Here is a 15,987-nt window from a genome sequence, read left to right on the forward strand (position 1 = left end):
ATTGTTGGTAATGAAAAATAAGATTAGGGAGAGGGTTTTCATGTTTAGGGATTGGTAAAAAGTTCAACAATTGATGATCTATTTATATAGTGAATATGATTAAATGTAAAGATTAAGGCTTCTGGCTTACTTGCATAAAATTACTAATTACTGCTTCAACGCTAGATGCTAAGTCTGTTGTTCGTAATTCAAATCTTTTCACTTTCATGGCTTTGAACCAGTCGGACCAGTATTGTTTTATCACATCCTCTTCATAAGGACTTTGGATAGATGGATTAATACCCAATACCATAATTTCTAGTTCTTTTAAATTGTAAGGAAAAGAGATAAAGCCCAAGTTACTTTTCTTCATAACGGCTAGGTAATCTGCGGTATTTAGCTTTTTTTGAGCTAGAAATTCTGGAGTGATGAAAGAACTTTTACCTTTTATGACTATTTTACTGTTTTTATGGTACATGTAACCATCGGTTAGTATCACTAAAATATTCCTATGATCTGGTTTTATACAATATTGCTGAACATTGTTTTTGAAGAATCTCCAGATGTCGGAGCCAATATAATTACCATCTTTAATAGCATACTGATAAATTTTTACAGGTTTGTCGTTATAAACTTTATCTAGATTTAAAAAATCATTTTTACTGGATTTAGGATTAAAATCAACCTTTAATTGTTGACTTAACAACTCAATATCTTGTATTTCAGGTAGAGGATTAAAAAACACCTGCATTTGATCCTTTAAAAGAAGCATCTTCTTTCTTTTTATGTGTTTAACAAAAAGCTTTTCTACAGATTTGATATATTGAAGATCGCGTTGATAAATACCAGGATTCTTTTTAGGGTCAATCCGATCTGATAAATCAAGTAAAAAACTGATATTCAGGTTTTGATTTTGCTGGGCTTTAGTCCCTTTCGAGCAGATACAAGTGATCAAAAAGATCATTAACAGGCTTAGTATTTTTTTTTCATGCTAGTTTTATAAAGTTGACATATAAACGGAATTTTGGGAATCTTCACTTGCACCTACATTTTTAAGGTTTTCATCATAACAGGCCCTGCATTCATTTTGAAGATCAAATTTTTCACGTTGTGAAATGCGAAGTTGTTCATTAACAAATGTGATCCATCCCTGCACATACTCCGAGGCATATAGTACATATTCTTTGGTAGGTATAATTACAGCATCAATGATCCTTTGTAGTGTAACAATGCGTCCTTGCGCTTCAACAGAAAGCTTCTTGATGCTGCTGAGTTCTTCTATCAGTTTTTCTTTTTGAATTTCGATATCCGCAATACGATCCTGGTGAATCTGAATATCTTTTTTTCTGCGTTGCTGTTCGTGTTTAATTTTATCTTTCTCACGGTGCTCTTTCATAATAAAATCGAATACCACACCCCAAATTAGGTATACAACAAAACCTGCAAAGATGATTCCCCAGAACTCTATTTTAGTTATAGCAAGAGAAACATTAAATTCCTCAGACTCAAAGTTTTTATTCAACTTATATATCTTTTCCTCTATCTGATAAGCCAGGATGGCATCAAAAACGAAAGTGGTAATGAAAAGTAATCCGATCTTTAAATAATTCCATTTGCTTTTAGCCTCTCCAAACATGTGGATTAAATAACCCAAACCAAGAAATACAAAAGGAATAAAGGTTACAAATACACCTTCTAATAATCCATCACGCCAGGCTTTTTCAAAGGCTTTTGCATCTAAAATATTCATAACAACTGTGATACTATTCGCATCCAATATTTTAAAAAAAGCGGAGTATGAGGTGGAGATATAAAAGGTAAATAAATATAAACTTAAGGGCATGAGAATGATTAAACCAATATAAAATTTAGCTGAAGCTCCCTTCGATGCACTGATTTGGTATTTTTCTGGATCTCGGGCCAGTTCGTTAATTTCGAATTTTAACTCTTCGATATCATCTTTTACCTTTCGAATATTGCTTTCTACCTGAGTAATCTGCTGTTTTTTGCTTTCTTCGCTGATGGAAAGTGTCTTGATTTCAGTTTCCTTGCTTCTTTGCTCATTGATGTAAGGTTCTTTGGCTAGTTGTTGTTTTTCTACAAGTTCTTTTTCTTCATTTTGAAACTTCGCATAAATAGCATTCAAACATATCGAAAGAGCCAGTGGACTCCCACTGTTTCGAGATCCATCTCTAAAGCCTGCTTCATGGTAAGTTCTTTTTCTTACCTCCGCTGCTTGTTCGGTAACAGGTGTTTTGATCTCCACATCTTCATCTTGTGGCACATCGGCTGTTTTGGGGTTAAAAAATTCTTCTATTTGAGCAATCATAACATTTAGTTTTGAGTTTGAATCATTATTTTATAGTTATACTTCCCGCTTTACAGAAACGATGCGGTCTTTAGCGTATGTTTTTTGAGTAGGTGGTAACTCAACAGTTTTTTCTTCTATTTTTGCGGGTGCTTTTTTATTATAAAAAGCAAACAGTAAAAAAAGTAAACCTGTAATTACATCAAGTGGAATCCAAATGCTTTTCCGGTGCAGGTAAATGGGGAAAAAAGGATTAAAAAGAATAAGGACTAGAATAAAAACAATAGCTAACGAATAGTTCTTTTGATTTATCCAGCTGTAAATGTGTAACACTGCTCCAAGTGAGACTATGGTTCTTAAAAAAGTGTAATATTCGATAGGCAACTTCAATATTGCTGCAAAACAACAGAGAGCACAAACAATAAGAAAAACTTTCATAATCGAGAATTAGAATGTATTTATCGTAAACTGGATGCGCTAACCCCTGAATACAATGGCATCATTAAGTGCGTTTACAATTTTCTGAACATATAATCGATCTTTTGAAACAATACTGTTCACTTCTCCTGAATTCGTACTGATTCTAACAGTAAATTCATTTTTAATAAGAATTAAAATAAGAATACCAATACTTAGAATAATAAAGCCCATGATTCTTGCTTCACTGGAAAGTAACATTAGCATGCCTATTACGATCATAATAGCAGGTAAAGTTTTACTTTTTATGATTTCTAAAATATGAACAGAAGATATGTTCCTCATTGCATAAGTTTTTGAGTTGGTAACATACCTGGATTGGCAAGTAACCGTAACATTTATATCTTGGTAAAATGTTACTTCGCTTTGTAATTGTGCTTCCATATGTAGTTTATTAGTTGTTTATTATCCAAAAGTAGACAAGTAACAAGGCTATACATTACGGGAAACCGTAACACAAAAAATTATTTTCAACTCACTCAAAAAACAAAACACTCTCATTATCAAATAGATAAAAATCAATCAACTGAGCATATTTAATACACTATTCATTTTTAGGCTTTATATAATTCTCAGATTTTTCTTTTATCCACCAGTTATTATCAAGGCGTTTTATTGATTTAAAAGAACGGGATATACCAGGTTTCATGGTTGCGGTATCGAGGTACCTCGGCCACACATGTAAAATGGTGTCGGCACCGATACGTACCCACCAAAATGTTTTGCCGTAACGTTTGGTTGTATAAATTTCGCTTATCGTTCCTGTAATGGTGTTGGTATTAAAACCAGGTTCCATTAACTGATAAGTTATTATTTTTTGTTTCTGTGCACGGGCAATGCCAAAAGCGAATGTTAATAAAAGTAACGTACCTAAATGTTTCATTGCGCTAAGGTATTTAGGCAAAAAACGGATTCCTTACGGCAAACCCCATTCGGGTTATTTTATTTAGGGTAGATGATTTATTTATGAAAGATTGGATGTATAAGGAAGGCTTAACATAAAAATCATTGCTGTAGCGTATTTTCGGTTATAATATCAAGCTATACAAGATCAAAAAAAATGGTATTGAAAATGAGAGGTTGCCCTGTTTGCCACCAATACAAACGATGGAGCAACCTCTGCACTTTTGAGAATGAAACGTTAATTAATAAAGATCTATGGTTTGATGCAGCTGAACACGGTAATTGTATAGCTCATCCAAATTGAATAATTGTTTTTTCTCTCCGGCATCTTTACCGTTGTGAAAAGTTTCTATGTATTTATTAGCGGTATTAAAGTGGAATCTACAAATCGGCTTCCGGTTATTGTCATCTAAAAGCACTCCGAAATAAGATTGGGTATCGCGTGCAGCAATTCGAACCGAAGGGATTTTCTCGCGTAAAATGGCCTTTACAATCTGGAAAGCTTCTAATTCTTCCTCAGTGGTTACAATTTTAGATGCATCGGGATCTTCAATAATGGAAATCACTTTATCATCTTCCTTTTTTTCAATTTTCTCATTGATATTCAGCGCTGATTTTAAACGGTCGCTAATGGATTCGTTGATGGAAATGGCAAGGGCTTTTTTAGTATATTCTTTAAAAGCGATCATGCGGTTAGCGGTAAGGGGCTTATCAAAAAACCGGTTAACCAATAACTTCACCATTTCATCAGAAGGGCTATCAATCTACTTTTCAAATTCCTTTCTAATGGCCTTAATGTATTTTAATCCTTCGGCAGAATCTAGGATGGTTTCTAAATTGTATTCATTTTTAGTAAAACTTTCGAGAATTTTAATGGCATTGTCTTTCAAATCTTCTATATCGATGGTGAGAAAAGGTTTTTCATCCATGATATTTGGCTTTTCCAGGTCGGCATAAAAGTTATAAACCGTACCATTGGTAAGTACGCCAAAACGTGCTTTCGAAACATGGTAATAACGGTGAAGTTGAGAGTTATGTGCATCTGCACTTTCTTTCCAATGTTTGCATTCGAAAATAAGAATCGGTTCGTTGTTTTTGCGGATCACATAATCTACCTTTTCACCTTTTTTGGTTCCGATATCACAAATATGTTCGGGAATCACTTCGGTTCGATTAAAAATATCATAGCCAAGAATTTGAATAAAAGGCATCACAAATGCATTTTTTGTTGCTTCCTCGGTATTAATCTGGTCTTTTAAACCCACTACCCGCTGATGAAGTTGTTCTAACTTTAGTTTAAGATCCATGTTGCCTGAGTTTTTTGGTTGTTGAACAAATGTAGAACGCGAGCTTGGTTTATTTTTACGGGAAACCGTAGAGGGGTGCATTGGTTTATTTGATATCGCTTATAGAAAGTTTTGTCCGCATTATCATTTTAAATAAGCCGGAAGAAAGCGTTGCCAATCGTTGCACACAGATTTAAGCTAAACCAGCCTGATCATCAATTTTATATTTTTTAGACCATTAAGCAGTTAAGGGAATTAAGATTATTAAATTACCTTATTTGCGATACAATAAGCGATGAGTTGCCCGTTATTGGAAATATTCAGCGCAGTTTTAATATAACTTATCCTTTTTTCGATACTGCTTAAACCAGATGGTTCCATTTTTTTTTCCTTTAAAATGCCAGCCATTTCTTTTTGGGTTTTGCCATCTAAAATGAGTGAAACAATTGTTTTGTCGTAAGGGGTAAAATCGTGCAGGTATTCTTCTTTTTGCCTCAGGTTGGGCGAATGGTATTTTTTATTTTTATAAACACTTTCTAAAGCCAGTTTAAGGTCTTTCGCATCGTGGCGTGCCTTAGGTACAAAAGCATCTATATCATATTCCTTAAAAAGTGTATTGGCTATCAAAGCTCTGTTTTCTATAGAGAATACCAGAATTTTTAAGTCGGGCTGAATTTCCTTTAATGCTTTTATCAGTTCTCTACCTCCCGATATTTTTTGTTTTGGATAATCTTCATCAAAAGAAAGATCGGTAATGATTAATTCATAAGGATCGCGATCTCGAAGTGCTTTTTGTACGCGTGTAAATGCATCATCACAATAAAATACATAATCTTTATCAGTTATGGTAATCCCAAGATCGGTAAGTGCACTACGAAGTGATTTACTCACTATTTCATGGTCTTCGGCGATGAGTACGTTTTTGAACATATTTATATTTTTAATTAGATTGGAAATGAAAATTCAACACAAAGCCCTTCATCGGGCTTGGTGTCAAAAGTAATATGGCCCGAAATACTTTCTATACGGGTTTCCGTATTCCTCAAACCATTTTTAAATGTTAAAACCTCCATTCCTTTTCCATTATCCACATACATTACCTTTACAAGGCCATTTTCACGCTTAAAATCTATTCCAACCATATCTGCACCGCTATGTTTTTTCATATTGGTCATCAGTTCCTGCAAAATGCAAAATACCTCTGTTTTGGTATCATCATTAATTCCTTCCCAAAGTTTTTCAGCATTACCTCCCAAAACGATGTTGATTTTCTCAGAGGCATAGGCATATAACATTTTTGATAACTCAACAGAAAAACTTTCTTCGTGACTATTATCTTTATTATCGTAAGAAAGATCTCTGGATATTTTATAAATCACATCCAGCTTATCAGCGAGGTCGTTTTTATCTATTTCATTAGTATTTTCCACTTCCGACATTACCTGGTATACCCGATTGGCCACACGATCGTGAATTTTTTTAACATATTTAAGCTCCGTTCTTTTTACTTCGATTTCCTTCTCCTGTTGCAGGCTTTTTTTCCGTTTTAAGTAAAGGAAATAGCCGAAGATTAAAAATGCGGCCAATACAACTAAAATAATGTATAACCTGAGGATGTTATTTTGCTTCTGTGAGTTTTCTGCCTGCGATTTTAGCAAATCGGCCTTATTTTTTTCTGAATCATAGCGGATAACTGCAAATTGATTCTTGGCAGCAGCACGTGCATTTTGTACACTGTCATTTAGTTTCTCATATACACCGAAAAAATACTTCGCTTTCTGGGCTGAACTAAGTTTAATGAGTTTCTGTAAGGCTTCTATTTGATCGTCTTCACTTTTTATCTTTTTAGCTACACTAAACATTTTATTAGCATAAAACAAAGCTGAATCTGGTTTTTTCTGTATGTAAAAATCAGCAAGATGGGCGAAACTTGAATTTTGTCCCCATTGATCGTTCTTTTTTACGCGAATATCTAATGCTTTTAGAAAAATTGGCACAGGATTATAATTGGGATTTTGACGCCATTTAGTCAAAGAAATGTTAGTTAATACCCGGGGGAATAAAGTGCTATCGGTTATAGTAATTTTGTTATTTACGATGGTTTCAAAATAGGCCATTGCCTCACTATATCTTTTTTGATCCGATAAATTGATTGCAAGGTTCCCAATATAGATAATTCTTGATTTCTCTTTACCTGCTAGCTTGATGGACTTAAGATAGAATTGATCTGCTTCCTGGTATTTTTTTAAATGATGTGCTACTTTGCCTAGATTATTATAGTTGGAAGATAATATCTCCTTCTGTTGTTCCGATTCAACATTGAGATATTTAATTGCAGATAATGATATTTCTTGACTACCAAAATAATCATTTTGATCTCCGCTGATGATAGCCATATTAATTAAGCTTTTGGCTATACCAATACTATCATCGTTACTTAAAAATTCTTCCTTTGCTTTATTGAAATAAATAAAACTACTATCAGGGATGTTGTGATCTGAGAAAGACCAAGCTTTCTCATAGTAAGGATTACTACTATTGTTGATGTTTATGGATTTATTCTTATTGCAAGATATTAGCAATAGGAAAAGGAGAGGCGCAAAATAGTTTTTCAATTCAATTTTTATTTATTCCTCTAATTTAAAAAAAAATACGGGCAATTGCCCGTATTTCTATTCCTATCGTGGAGGATTATTACCTGTATCACCACCTGTATCGTCGCCCGGAGGGGTGTCTCCTGGGTTATTTGGATCATCTGGATTCGTATCACCAGGATCGGCATCAGCAGTGTTTACAGTTGTTGTTCCGCCACAAGAAGCAGACTGATTTGTATTGTACGGAGTAGCTAATCCTAATAGGATTGCAATAAATAATGGAATAAACATTTCTTTAAAAATTTAAAAAGTGATGTACACGTAGTTCCCCACGCCCCATGCGTGGGGGTTGCTACAAGCTGTAAATCAGAAGGCCTTCTGAAATTTTTGGGAAGTGTTGAGTGTCTTCGCGGGAGTTAGTAACTGCTTCCCAAACCGGCTAATAACTACCGCGATTTCTACTCGTTTTTAACAGTTGATTCTTTGCGAAGATTATTGTTTGAATCGTTGCTTGAATTAATTGTTGGGACAAATATCCAAGCTTCAAATCGCTAGTTTTCAGATAATTCCGAAGATTCCAAGAATTCTTATTAAATTCCTATCGAATTCCGGAAAACCGTAAAAATTCCGGAGAATTCCGTTCTATTTTTACGCTAAATTTTAAAAAAAATGAATGACGAATACCCAGAATTAGTATTGTCTACCTATAAAAAGATGAGAGATAATGGGGAACTCCACACCATCCTATCCAAAGAAACAACAGCATCACTAAAAAATGCCTGCTTAAAGGTTTATGACAGTAGGTACAATGTAGCCGATGCAGACATTCTTTCAGTATTTTTTAATGTTGATAAGATGAAGTGCGACTTCCGTAAGGTAATATCTGAGGTTAAATCAGATTATTTTAAGGCGTTATGGAAACATATTAAGGGTAAAACAGATACAACTGATGAAAGAAATAGTGATCTTTTGGCTTGGCTAATAGATTTTAACCCAAGACCTAGTGGATCATATTACAAAAATCTCCGTGAGCTAAAAAATTTAGTTGGCGACTTGAATGAAACTCTCCCTATCCAATCGTCCGAAGGAAATAGCGCTAGTAATGAGAAAGGTATTTCTTACATTATAGAAGATAACACAATTAATGAATCTGAAAAGACTGGGAAATTAGAAACTGAGTTAAAAGAATCTTTAAAAGATCCAGATACTACAGAAAAAATTGGGAATATAGAAAACCAAAATAAAGAAGATCCTGCAGATAAGCCAAATGTACCGCCAGTGATAATTATTCCAATCAAAATTAATGATGAAGATAATGGGAAAGTAAAAACTTCCAAGGTGGAGACTACTAAATCAACCTATATCCGCCGTTTCTCACCCCCCCAAATCATTATTACCTGCATATTAGCACTCACAATCACCAGCACAATTTTTATGGCCTGGGAGCGTATGGTTACAAGCGTTAGAAAACCCAATTCAGATGAGAAATTTATGTATTGGGATGGCGATCATTACGAACCCGTTAAAGAAGGCGAACAAAAGGCGGGAGTTACGATTATCCCGTTAGATCTTAAACTCTTACAGCAACAAAGAAAGATTACTTTACCTGATACATTGACAAAATATTCCATGGGTAAAGTGTGGTATAAAGGTTATGGAAAGGCGCATGAATATTTTACCGCTCCAGGCGTATATCCTCCCGATACAATCAGAAGACTAAAACCCCTTTCATCTCAAATAATAAAATATTCTTCTTATGACAGGTATTTGCTTAACCGTTTAAAATGGTTTTTAGGTACTGCTTTTTTTTTAGGCCTTTGTGGTTACTGGGCAAGCACATTTAAGAAAGAAGTTAAAGAGCCTATAAAAGGAAAAAAGATGGATGCTGTTGAAGATTTTACTGAAGCTGAACTCGTACAACAACCGGTTTAGAAAAAGGAATAAGTGTTATAAATAAAGCTAAGTAATGGTTTAACCCAGATATTTTCACCTGAGTTAAACCATCTTATTTTATTGGCCCCAGTTTACCTGGATATTGTGTTTTTGTGCATACACTTTACCTTTTTCCATCAGTGCATTAAAATTTTGTTCAAATTGGACACCATATTTCTGGTCGATGCTCTTAATCATTTCATCTTTCGCCGTTTCGCTGCCCTTACTGTCGCAGAGTTTAGCAAAAGCCATGTATTCGTTTTTATAAACAGGGATCACCATTTCATACAATTGCTGCGAAAGATTTTTAATTTCCTTTTCTTCATCTCCCGATGCTGAAAGTTTTTTCACTTTTTCCAGGGATTGTTCAAGGTATAATATTTTGTTGTTCAGACTGGTAACGGCTTCGTTGCCTTTCTTTTTACTGGATGGAATATCGGGATATTCTTTGGTTTCGTCGTTAATATGACGGGCAAGATCGGCACTGGCAAAATCGTTGATCATGTTGGTGTTCAAAATGGCAATGTCGAAAAAACGTTCAGGGGTTTCGGAGCAAGCCGAGAAAAAAAGCGTGAAGAGGATTAAAATCGCAAATCCAGATTTTTGGGATAGTGCTTGTAATTTGTTCATAATCTAAATGGGTTTCCTTATAAAATTTAAATTTCGGTAGGAGCAAAGATTGAGCCGAGTTTTTGAGTTGTAAGCATAAAAACCGCTCTTGTATTTGATAATAAACAAAAAATTAACACAAATCAGCGTAATTCTAAATGCGATAATTATAATCATTTGGGCTTGATCTTCAACTACATAATATGTAAATTTAGTTCTCTTATACAGCCTTCTTTTAATTACGTTCTTATCATCTTGAATTAAACCCTAACAAAGCCATGAACCAATCAGAATTAATTGAAAAAAAAGGCGTTTTATCAAACGCACTTATTTCGGAGTGTCAGACAATCCGCTTGATGATGTAAATCCATTTGACGCCTGGGATGAATTTTTAGCGGCAAAGGTTAAAGACATGAATTGGGGAATAAACCCTGATGCTATAAAAAGATCAAAAATCAGGTTTGCCAATAATTTTAATAAAATTTTAGATCATTATAGTGTTACACTTGGCCTTGATGATATCCTGGTAGACCTAGATAATGATGCGCAAACCAACGAATCGATGATCAATACCTGGGCGGATAAAGCTATTTTTCCGGGCGATAAAACTGAAACAGAAAACAAAGTGGAAGAGAAATGAAAAAGGCCTTACTAATGATTGCCTGCCTTGGCTTTGGAAGTTTGGCAGTTGCACAGGTAAATGAAAATGCCGATACCACAGCAAAAAAAAGCATTGTGGAAGAATCAAGTTCGTTTAAAGTTTTTGATAAATATGGATTAAAGGTTGATCTGAAATTTATTGATCCTGAAAAAGGCTCATTTGGGATTGATTATCAGTTTCAACTAGATCGGAATCTACTCGGTCATGATCCGGCTAAAATCAATAAATTAAATCTATCACTAGGGAGCAGGGGTTTTGTAACCGTAGCTGAAGATAAAAATAAAAACAGCAGCTTAATCTCCGAAATTAAATTGGAAGGGCAACCCCTTTTTCACGTAAAAGGGAAAGAACTCGGCCCGCGGACTCCTATTGATCTCTCAGCGGAAGATGATCCGGAATTACCTCCGGGCAAAGATCCACTTGTTAATGAAGCGAGAAATTTAGCGGCACAGGTGGCTTCACCTTTATGGATTTCGTTTAATTTGCATGCCAAACACGAAACCACACAGGATTTCAGAAACTACGACTTTGCATTTGGTCCGCAGCTTTCTGTTTCTACTTCTTACCTCAGCGCAATCCTCGATTTTCCTTTTGGTTTACTTCGGGCAGCTAAAAACAACAATCCAAGGCAGTTGGATTTATCAGTAGGCTATGATTATGTAACCGGAGCAAACAAAACCAGCCTTGCGCCTTTACTTGATGACGCTAAATTTATGAACAGGCTGAACCTAAAAGCAGAATGGGAAACAGGAATATTTTCAGGAAACGAACGCATTGCCTTTTTATTTGACTCATATTATGACCTTGACCGTAATTTATTGCTGAAAAATGCAGGTAAAGACTGGAATTATTTTTATATGATCAGGATTGAAAAACTTTTAAAAATTAACCTTGGGCCGGGCACGAAAACCAAGGTGGCTGTGAAATATACAGCAGGTGAGCTTCCGCCAAATTTCGATAAAGGTTTTGTACTTGGCGGGGGTTTCTCAATTGATTTTTAGTAAGCATATTTCTGGCGATTGTATCTTAAATTAACGATACAGTAGCTTTAAACTCAAAAATCAGATTCCATTTTTAAGGCTGTAGACCTCACCTGTGTAATTTTTATTCAATATTTGCGCAGCCATTTTACTCCTTTGTCCGGTTTGGCAATAGCAAACAATTGTTTTACTTTTTGGAATGGTTTCAATTGAATTTTCAAGTTCATATAATGGAATGTTGATGCCCCCGATATTGTAATCTTCATGTTCGTACTCCTCGCGCACATCAATCAATACGATTTCTTTTGAATTTGTTTCGACCCAATTGTTCAACGTTATTTTGTCGATTTCTTTTATCGAATCGCTCTTTTTCAAAACGTTAATTTCACTGGTTTCTGCTCGCTTTTCTGATGCGATGTTAAATACCATAACAGAATTATTCAGCGCATCAATAGTCATCAGCTTTCCAGATAGGGTTTCTCCGATGCCGGTGATTAACTTTAATGCTTCGTTGGCCATGTATAAACCAACAATACCTGGCAGCAGGCCAATTACACCACCCTCCACACAGTTGATATTTTCGGTTGGTGGAGCAGGATAAAGATTTCTATAATTAACACTTCCAAAGTGGTTAAACACAGCAATTTGCCCTTCAAACTGTAATATCGACCCAAATATGAGTGTTTTATCCAAGCTTACGCAGGTATCATTTACCAGGTAACGGGTGCTAAAATTATCAGAACAATCAATCACCAACTCATAATCCCTGCAAATGTTTATGGCACATTCATCATTAAAACGTTCAGCATAAGCCCTAAGCTTAATATGCGGATTAAGTAATGTAAGTTTTTGAACCGCCACCTTTGCCTTTGGCTGGCCAATGTCGGTATGGTTATATAAAATCTGTCGGTGCAGATTACTCAATTCCACCATATCATCATCCACAATGCCAATTTCGCCCACTCCAGCCGCAGCCAGGTATTGCAAAACCGGGCAGCCCAATCCGCCGGCACCAATTACCAGCACGCTTGCCGCTTTAAGCTTTTCCTGCCCGGCCAAACCCAATTCTGGCAAGATTATTTGCCGGCTGTAACGGCTTAATTCTTCCTTTATCAGCATTTTTTGTTAATTAAACTCATATCCCAATCTTTCCAGATTGGTTCATAACCATGCTTTCTGATCATGGCTGCAATTTCCTGCGCGGAGCGTTCATCAGATATTTCGAACTGCTCTAACGATTGTGGCTCTACTTCATATCCTCCTGGATTGGTTTTAGAACCTGCGCTAATGGCGGTAATGCCCAGCTTAATTACCTGGTTTCTGAAAGCCATTGTTTCCCGGGTGGAGATTGAGAGTTCTACTTCGCTATTGAATAAGCGGTAAGCGCAAATCAACTGTACCAATTCCTTATCGTTCATTACCACCTTAGGTTCTAAACCACCGCTAAAAGGCCGCAGCCGGGGAATGAGATGCTAAATTTACTTTGCCAATACTGTTTTTCAAGATAGGATAGGTGTAGGGCCGTAAAAAAAGAATCAGTCCGCCAGTCTTCCAGTCCGATGAGTACACCCAGCCCCATTTTATGGATGCCAGCCTGCCCCAATCGATCAGGTGTTTCCAAACGGTATAAGAAATTGGATTTTTTTCCTTTAGGGTGGTGTTTGCGGTAATCGTCCTGGTGGTAAGTTTCCTGGTAAACCAGAACGGTATTCAGGCCATGTGGAATCAGCGTTTCGTAATCTTCAGTGTCCAGGGGTTGTACTTCCATAGAGATATGGGCAAAATGAGGACTGATCAGATCCAAAACTTTTTTAAAATAATCGGTATGCACACTTTGGTTGGCTTCGCCTGTAACCAGCAAAACATGCTCATAACCCATGCCCTTAATTACCGCTACTTCCTGCATAATTTCCATAGGGTTCAGGGTTCTTCGCCTCACTTTATTATCGTAGCTAAACCCACAGTAAGTACAAATGTTATTGCACTCATTGGAAAGATAAAGCGGAATGTACATTTGAATTACCCTCCCAAAGCGATCCAAGGTCAGCCTTTGACTAATCTGTGCCATATCCTCTAAATAAGGCATTGCAGCAGGCGAGATCAAGGCTTTAAAATCATCCAAACTGCGTTGCGAATTGCTCAATGCCCTTTCTACATCGGCTGCAGTTTTATCATATATACTGGCCTTGGTATCGTCCCAATTATAGGATTCGAATATGTTGTTAAAGCTATTCATCAAGAAATGCGGTTAGTGGACTGCTTGCGGCTGCATATTGTTGCTGGCCTCCCAGTTTAGCTTCAAAGGCCATTCTACCTGCTTCTACAGCCAGTTTAAATGCGGTAGCCATAGCAGTTGGGTTTTTAGCGATGGCAATTGCGGTATTTACCAACACCGCATCGGCGCCAATCTCCATGGCTTTTGCGGCATCAGATGGTGCGCCTATACCAGCATCAATAATAACAGGTACCCTGCTCTGGCTAATAATTATTTCTAAAAAATCAATGGTTTTTAAACCTTTATTGCTACCAATGGGCGATCCGAGCGGCATTACAGCAGCGGTACCTACATCTTCTAAACGCTTACACAAAACAGGGTCTGCATGAATGTATGGAAGTACCACGAAACCCAATTTAACCAGTTCTTCAGTCGCTTTTAGCGTTTCAATCGGGTCGGGCATCAGGTATTTCGGATCGGGATGAATTTCCAGCTTAATCCAATTGGTCTCCAGGGCCTCGCGCGCGAGTTGAGCTGCAAAAACAGCTTCTTTCGCATTGCGCACACCAGAGGTATTGGGTAATAAATTGATATGCGGATGTTTAAGGTGATGGAGGATATCATCATCTTTTCCTTTTAAATCTACACGTTTAAGCGCAACGGTAACCAGTTCGGAAGCCGAAGCGATTAATGCACTTTCCATCATCCTTGCCGAACTGAATTTTCCGGTTCCGGTAAAGAGCCTGGAGCTAAATGTTTGATCTGCTATTGTTAACATATCTGTAATTTTAATGCGAATGGATGTTAAATTTGCCGTTTATTTCCTCTAGCACAACCGAGGTTTGAATCTGGTTGGTAAGTGCCGCCGATATTGCAATTCCGTAAATTCCGGTTTCTAGAATTGCCGGAATATCTACCGCCTCAATACCTCCAATGGCCACAATTGGCGTTTTTATGTTAGCTTGACGAACTTTTTCCATCAATCTCCGGTAACCGGCCAAACCTACAATCGGACTCAGATTTTTTTTAGTACGGGTAAAACGGAATGGACCTAAACCAATATAATCTGCCCCTTCGGCTACCCTTTGCTGTATATGCTCGAATGTGTTGGCCGTACCACCGATAATCTGTTCCGGATTGATAATCTTCCGCGCTTCCAGAATGGGCATATCCTGCAGACCAAGGTGCACACCAGAACTGCCCACCGCTTTGGCCAGGTGAGGATAATCATTTATAATAAGTTTGGCTCCATAACTTTCGCATAATGCCTGCGCAGCTTTGGCAAAAGGGAGAATCTCAGTTTCCGAACTGTTTTTAATGCGGAGCTGAATCCATTTGCCGCCAGCCTTAAGCACCTGCTCAATGGCATCTATATGGGTTCCAGTTTGAGGGGCTTGTGAGATATATTGTAATGGCTGAATCATGTTCACGTTTTTTAAAGATTTTGAGTGTAGGTTTGACATTCGAGCTGTGCTTTCTTGAAAGTATTTAACGTCTCCGAAAGGTTATTCCAAATGGAACCGAGTAGGGCAACCCCATCAAAATTCATTTCCTTTACCACGCCGATTTCCTTTATGCCAATGCCTCCAAGGGCAATGATTTTAGGTTGACCGGTCTTCTTTTCCAATTGAAAACCTGATGGGATAACACTTTGATAACCCGGCTTGGAAATGCTGTTAAATACTGGTCCGAAAAAGCTGTAATTATATTGCTGGATGGCACCAATAGCTGATAATTGATGGATAGAAGTACTGAATATGAAGTTTTGAGGCAATTCCTGTTCACCACTGTTTTTTCTGAAACTTTCGGTATGGTGAATTCTGTTAATGTTGTAATCTTTGGCCAGTGTATGGTAATGGTTTAAGGCAATCTGCGGATGGTATTCGGGTAAAATCCCCTCAATAATATCCCGATAGGCAGCTTCATCAGCATTTTCTTTCCGCAAGTGAAAAACCGCTAAACCTGCTTCAAAAAGTTGGTTTAGCAGAAGGCTTTCTTCCTTAAAAACTGTTGGTTTAGCAATTACAATCAGTTCCATAATGG

18 protein-coding genes and 1 pseudogene are annotated in these 15,987 nt (G+C 36.8%); 3 read left to right on the top strand and 16 right to left on the bottom strand.

All coding sequences use genetic code 11. The features are described 5' to 3' along the window. Positions 1-112 precede the first annotated feature (112 nt). The 10 genes from AC0IWE_RS18685 to AC0IWE_RS18730 form a co-directional block, all read right to left on the bottom strand. Complete coding sequence (locus AC0IWE_RS18685; RefSeq protein ID WP_471794260.1) at positions 113-943, bottom strand: hypothetical protein; 831 nt, start codon at positions 941-943, stop codon at positions 113-115. A gap of 33 nt (positions 944-976) precedes the next feature. Next, entirely contained in the window at positions 977-2,308 is a 1,332-nt protein-coding gene (locus AC0IWE_RS18690) for a hypothetical protein (RefSeq protein WP_471794261.1), read from the bottom strand. Positions 2,309-2,344: 36 nt separating this feature from the next. After that, positions 2,345-2,725 carry a DUF6804 family protein gene (locus AC0IWE_RS18695; protein ID WP_471794262.1) on the bottom strand — a complete coding sequence of 127 codons (381 nt, stop codon included), beginning with the start codon at positions 2,723-2,725 and terminating at the stop codon, positions 2,345-2,347. A gap of 39 nt (positions 2,726-2,764) precedes the next feature. After that, entirely contained in the window at positions 2,765-3,148 is a 384-nt protein-coding gene (locus tag AC0IWE_RS18700) for a DUF6232 family protein (RefSeq protein ID WP_471794263.1), read from the bottom strand. 160 nt (positions 3,149-3,308) lie between these two features. Further along, positions 3,309-3,647 carry a hypothetical protein gene (locus tag AC0IWE_RS18705; RefSeq protein ID WP_471794264.1) on the bottom strand — a complete coding sequence of 113 codons (339 nt, stop codon included), beginning with the start codon at positions 3,645-3,647 and terminating at the stop codon, positions 3,309-3,311. A 262-nt stretch (positions 3,648-3,909) separates the two neighbouring features. Beyond that, a complete protein-coding gene (locus AC0IWE_RS18710; RefSeq protein ID WP_471794265.1) occupies positions 3,910-4,410 on the bottom strand; it encodes a hypothetical protein in 501 nt (166 codons plus the stop codon). 21 nt (positions 4,411-4,431) lie between these two features. Then, the gene (locus AC0IWE_RS18715) at positions 4,432-4,974 is read right to left on the bottom strand and encodes a type I restriction endonuclease (RefSeq protein WP_471794266.1); all 543 of its coding nucleotides are present in this window, start codon (positions 4,972-4,974) and stop codon (positions 4,432-4,434) included. A gap of 243 nt (positions 4,975-5,217) precedes the next feature. Further along, complete coding sequence (locus tag AC0IWE_RS18720; RefSeq protein ID WP_471794267.1) at positions 5,218-5,883, bottom strand: response regulator; 666 nt, start codon at positions 5,881-5,883, stop codon at positions 5,218-5,220. Between the two features lie 14 nt (positions 5,884-5,897). Next, complete coding sequence (locus AC0IWE_RS18725) at positions 5,898-7,568, bottom strand: tetratricopeptide repeat-containing sensor histidine kinase (RefSeq protein WP_471794268.1); 1,671 nt, start codon at positions 7,566-7,568, stop codon at positions 5,898-5,900. 63 nt (positions 7,569-7,631) lie between these two features. After that, the gene (locus tag AC0IWE_RS18730; protein WP_471794269.1) at positions 7,632-7,838 is read right to left on the bottom strand and encodes a hypothetical protein; all 207 of its coding nucleotides are present in this window, start codon (positions 7,836-7,838) and stop codon (positions 7,632-7,634) included. 378 nt (positions 7,839-8,216) lie between these two features. Between AC0IWE_RS18730 and AC0IWE_RS18735 the strand changes: the two genes are divergently transcribed. Continuing rightward, complete coding sequence (locus tag AC0IWE_RS18735) at positions 8,217-9,479, top strand: hypothetical protein (RefSeq protein WP_471794270.1); 1,263 nt, start codon at positions 8,217-8,219, stop codon at positions 9,477-9,479. A gap of 78 nt (positions 9,480-9,557) precedes the next feature. Here the strand turns inward: AC0IWE_RS18735 and AC0IWE_RS18740 are convergent, their stop codons facing one another. After that, entirely contained in the window at positions 9,558-10,109 is a 552-nt protein-coding gene (locus AC0IWE_RS18740; protein ID WP_471794271.1) for a hypothetical protein, read from the bottom strand. A 316-nt stretch (positions 10,110-10,425) separates the two neighbouring features. On the opposite strand from AC0IWE_RS18740, the gene AC0IWE_RS18745 reads away from it, so the two are divergent. Next, positions 10,426-10,728, top strand: a complete 303-nt coding sequence (locus tag AC0IWE_RS18745; protein ID WP_471794272.1) for a hypothetical protein — start codon at positions 10,426-10,428, stop codon at positions 10,726-10,728. After that, the gene (locus tag AC0IWE_RS18750) at positions 10,725-11,750 is read left to right on the top strand and encodes a hypothetical protein (protein WP_471794273.1); all 1,026 of its coding nucleotides are present in this window, start codon (positions 10,725-10,727) and stop codon (positions 11,748-11,750) included. Before AC0IWE_RS18745 ends, AC0IWE_RS18750 begins: the two co-directional genes overlap by 4 nt. A 60-nt stretch (positions 11,751-11,810) precedes the next feature. Here AC0IWE_RS18750 and moeB read toward each other — a convergent pair whose 3' ends face one another. The 5 genes and pseudogenes from moeB to AC0IWE_RS18775 all read right to left on the bottom strand — a co-directional run bounded on the left by moeB (position 11,811) and on the right by AC0IWE_RS18775 (position 15,982). Continuing rightward, positions 11,811-12,848 carry a molybdopterin-synthase adenylyltransferase MoeB gene (gene moeB, locus AC0IWE_RS18755; RefSeq protein ID WP_471794274.1) on the bottom strand — a complete coding sequence of 346 codons (1,038 nt, stop codon included), beginning with the start codon at positions 12,846-12,848 and terminating at the stop codon, positions 11,811-11,813. Continuing rightward, positions 12,842-13,965 (bottom strand): annotated as a pseudogene (gene thiH, locus AC0IWE_RS18760) (2-iminoacetate synthase ThiH). Before thiH ends, moeB begins: the two are co-directional and overlap by 7 nt. After that, positions 13,958-14,722, bottom strand: a complete 765-nt coding sequence (locus AC0IWE_RS18765; protein WP_471794275.1) for a thiazole synthase — start codon at positions 14,720-14,722, stop codon at positions 13,958-13,960. Before AC0IWE_RS18765 ends, thiH begins: the two are co-directional and overlap by 8 nt. Before the next feature lie 10 nt (positions 14,723-14,732). Further along, entirely contained in the window at positions 14,733-15,368 is a 636-nt protein-coding gene (locus AC0IWE_RS18770; RefSeq protein WP_471794276.1) for a thiamine phosphate synthase, read from the bottom strand. Between the two features lie 11 nt (positions 15,369-15,379). Continuing rightward, positions 15,380-15,982 (bottom strand): thiamine phosphate synthase, encoded by a 603-nt coding sequence (locus AC0IWE_RS18775; RefSeq protein ID WP_471794277.1) that lies wholly within the window; start codon positions 15,980-15,982, stop codon positions 15,380-15,382. Between the last annotated feature and the right edge of the window lie 5 nt (positions 15,983-15,987).

The sequence above is a fragment of the Pedobacter sp. AC402 genome (genome assembly GCF_979252805.1).

What these genes read in the sequence shown, in the direction of transcription:
- AC0IWE_RS18685 (WP_471794260.1), bottom strand. Translation starts at nt 943, where the DNA reads ATGATCTTTTTGATCACTTGTATCTGCTCGAAAGGGACTAAAGCCCAG.
- AC0IWE_RS18690 (WP_471794261.1), bottom strand. Translation starts at nt 2,308, where the DNA reads ATGATTGCTCAAATAGAAGAATTTTTTAACCCCAAAACAGCCGATGTG.
- AC0IWE_RS18695 (WP_471794262.1), bottom strand. Translation starts at nt 2,725, where the DNA reads ATGAAAGTTTTTCTTATTGTTTGTGCTCTCTGTTGTTTTGCAGCAATA.
- AC0IWE_RS18700 (WP_471794263.1), bottom strand. Translation starts at nt 3,148, where the DNA reads ATGGAAGCACAATTACAAAGCGAAGTAACATTTTACCAAGATATAAAT.
- AC0IWE_RS18705 (WP_471794264.1), bottom strand. Translation starts at nt 3,647, where the DNA reads ATGAAACATTTAGGTACGTTACTTTTATTAACATTCGCTTTTGGCATT.
- AC0IWE_RS18710 (WP_471794265.1), bottom strand. Translation starts at nt 4,410, where the DNA reads ATGGTGAAGTTATTGGTTAACCGGTTTTTTGATAAGCCCCTTACCGCT.
- AC0IWE_RS18715 (WP_471794266.1), bottom strand. Translation starts at nt 4,974, where the DNA reads ATGGATCTTAAACTAAAGTTAGAACAACTTCATCAGCGGGTAGTGGGT.
- AC0IWE_RS18720 (WP_471794267.1), bottom strand. Translation starts at nt 5,883, where the DNA reads ATGTTCAAAAACGTACTCATCGCCGAAGACCATGAAATAGTGAGTAAA.
- AC0IWE_RS18730 (WP_471794269.1), bottom strand. Translation starts at nt 7,838, where the DNA reads ATGTTTATTCCATTATTTATTGCAATCCTATTAGGATTAGCTACTCCG.
- AC0IWE_RS18735 (WP_471794270.1), top strand. Translation starts at nt 8,217, where the DNA reads ATGAATGACGAATACCCAGAATTAGTATTGTCTACCTATAAAAAGATG.
- AC0IWE_RS18740 (WP_471794271.1), bottom strand. Translation starts at nt 10,109, where the DNA reads ATGAACAAATTACAAGCACTATCCCAAAAATCTGGATTTGCGATTTTA.
- AC0IWE_RS18750 (WP_471794273.1), top strand. Translation starts at nt 10,725, where the DNA reads ATGAAAAAGGCCTTACTAATGATTGCCTGCCTTGGCTTTGGAAGTTTG.
- moeB (WP_471794274.1), bottom strand. Translation starts at nt 12,848, where the DNA reads ATGCTGATAAAGGAAGAATTAAGCCGTTACAGCCGGCAAATAATCTTG.
- AC0IWE_RS18765 (WP_471794275.1), bottom strand. Translation starts at nt 14,722, where the DNA reads ATGTTAACAATAGCAGATCAAACATTTAGCTCCAGGCTCTTTACCGGA.
- AC0IWE_RS18770 (WP_471794276.1), bottom strand. Translation starts at nt 15,368, where the DNA reads ATGATTCAGCCATTACAATATATCTCACAAGCCCCTCAAACTGGAACC.
- AC0IWE_RS18775 (WP_471794277.1), bottom strand. Translation starts at nt 15,982, where the DNA reads ATGGAACTGATTGTAATTGCTAAACCAACAGTTTTTAAGGAAGAAAGC.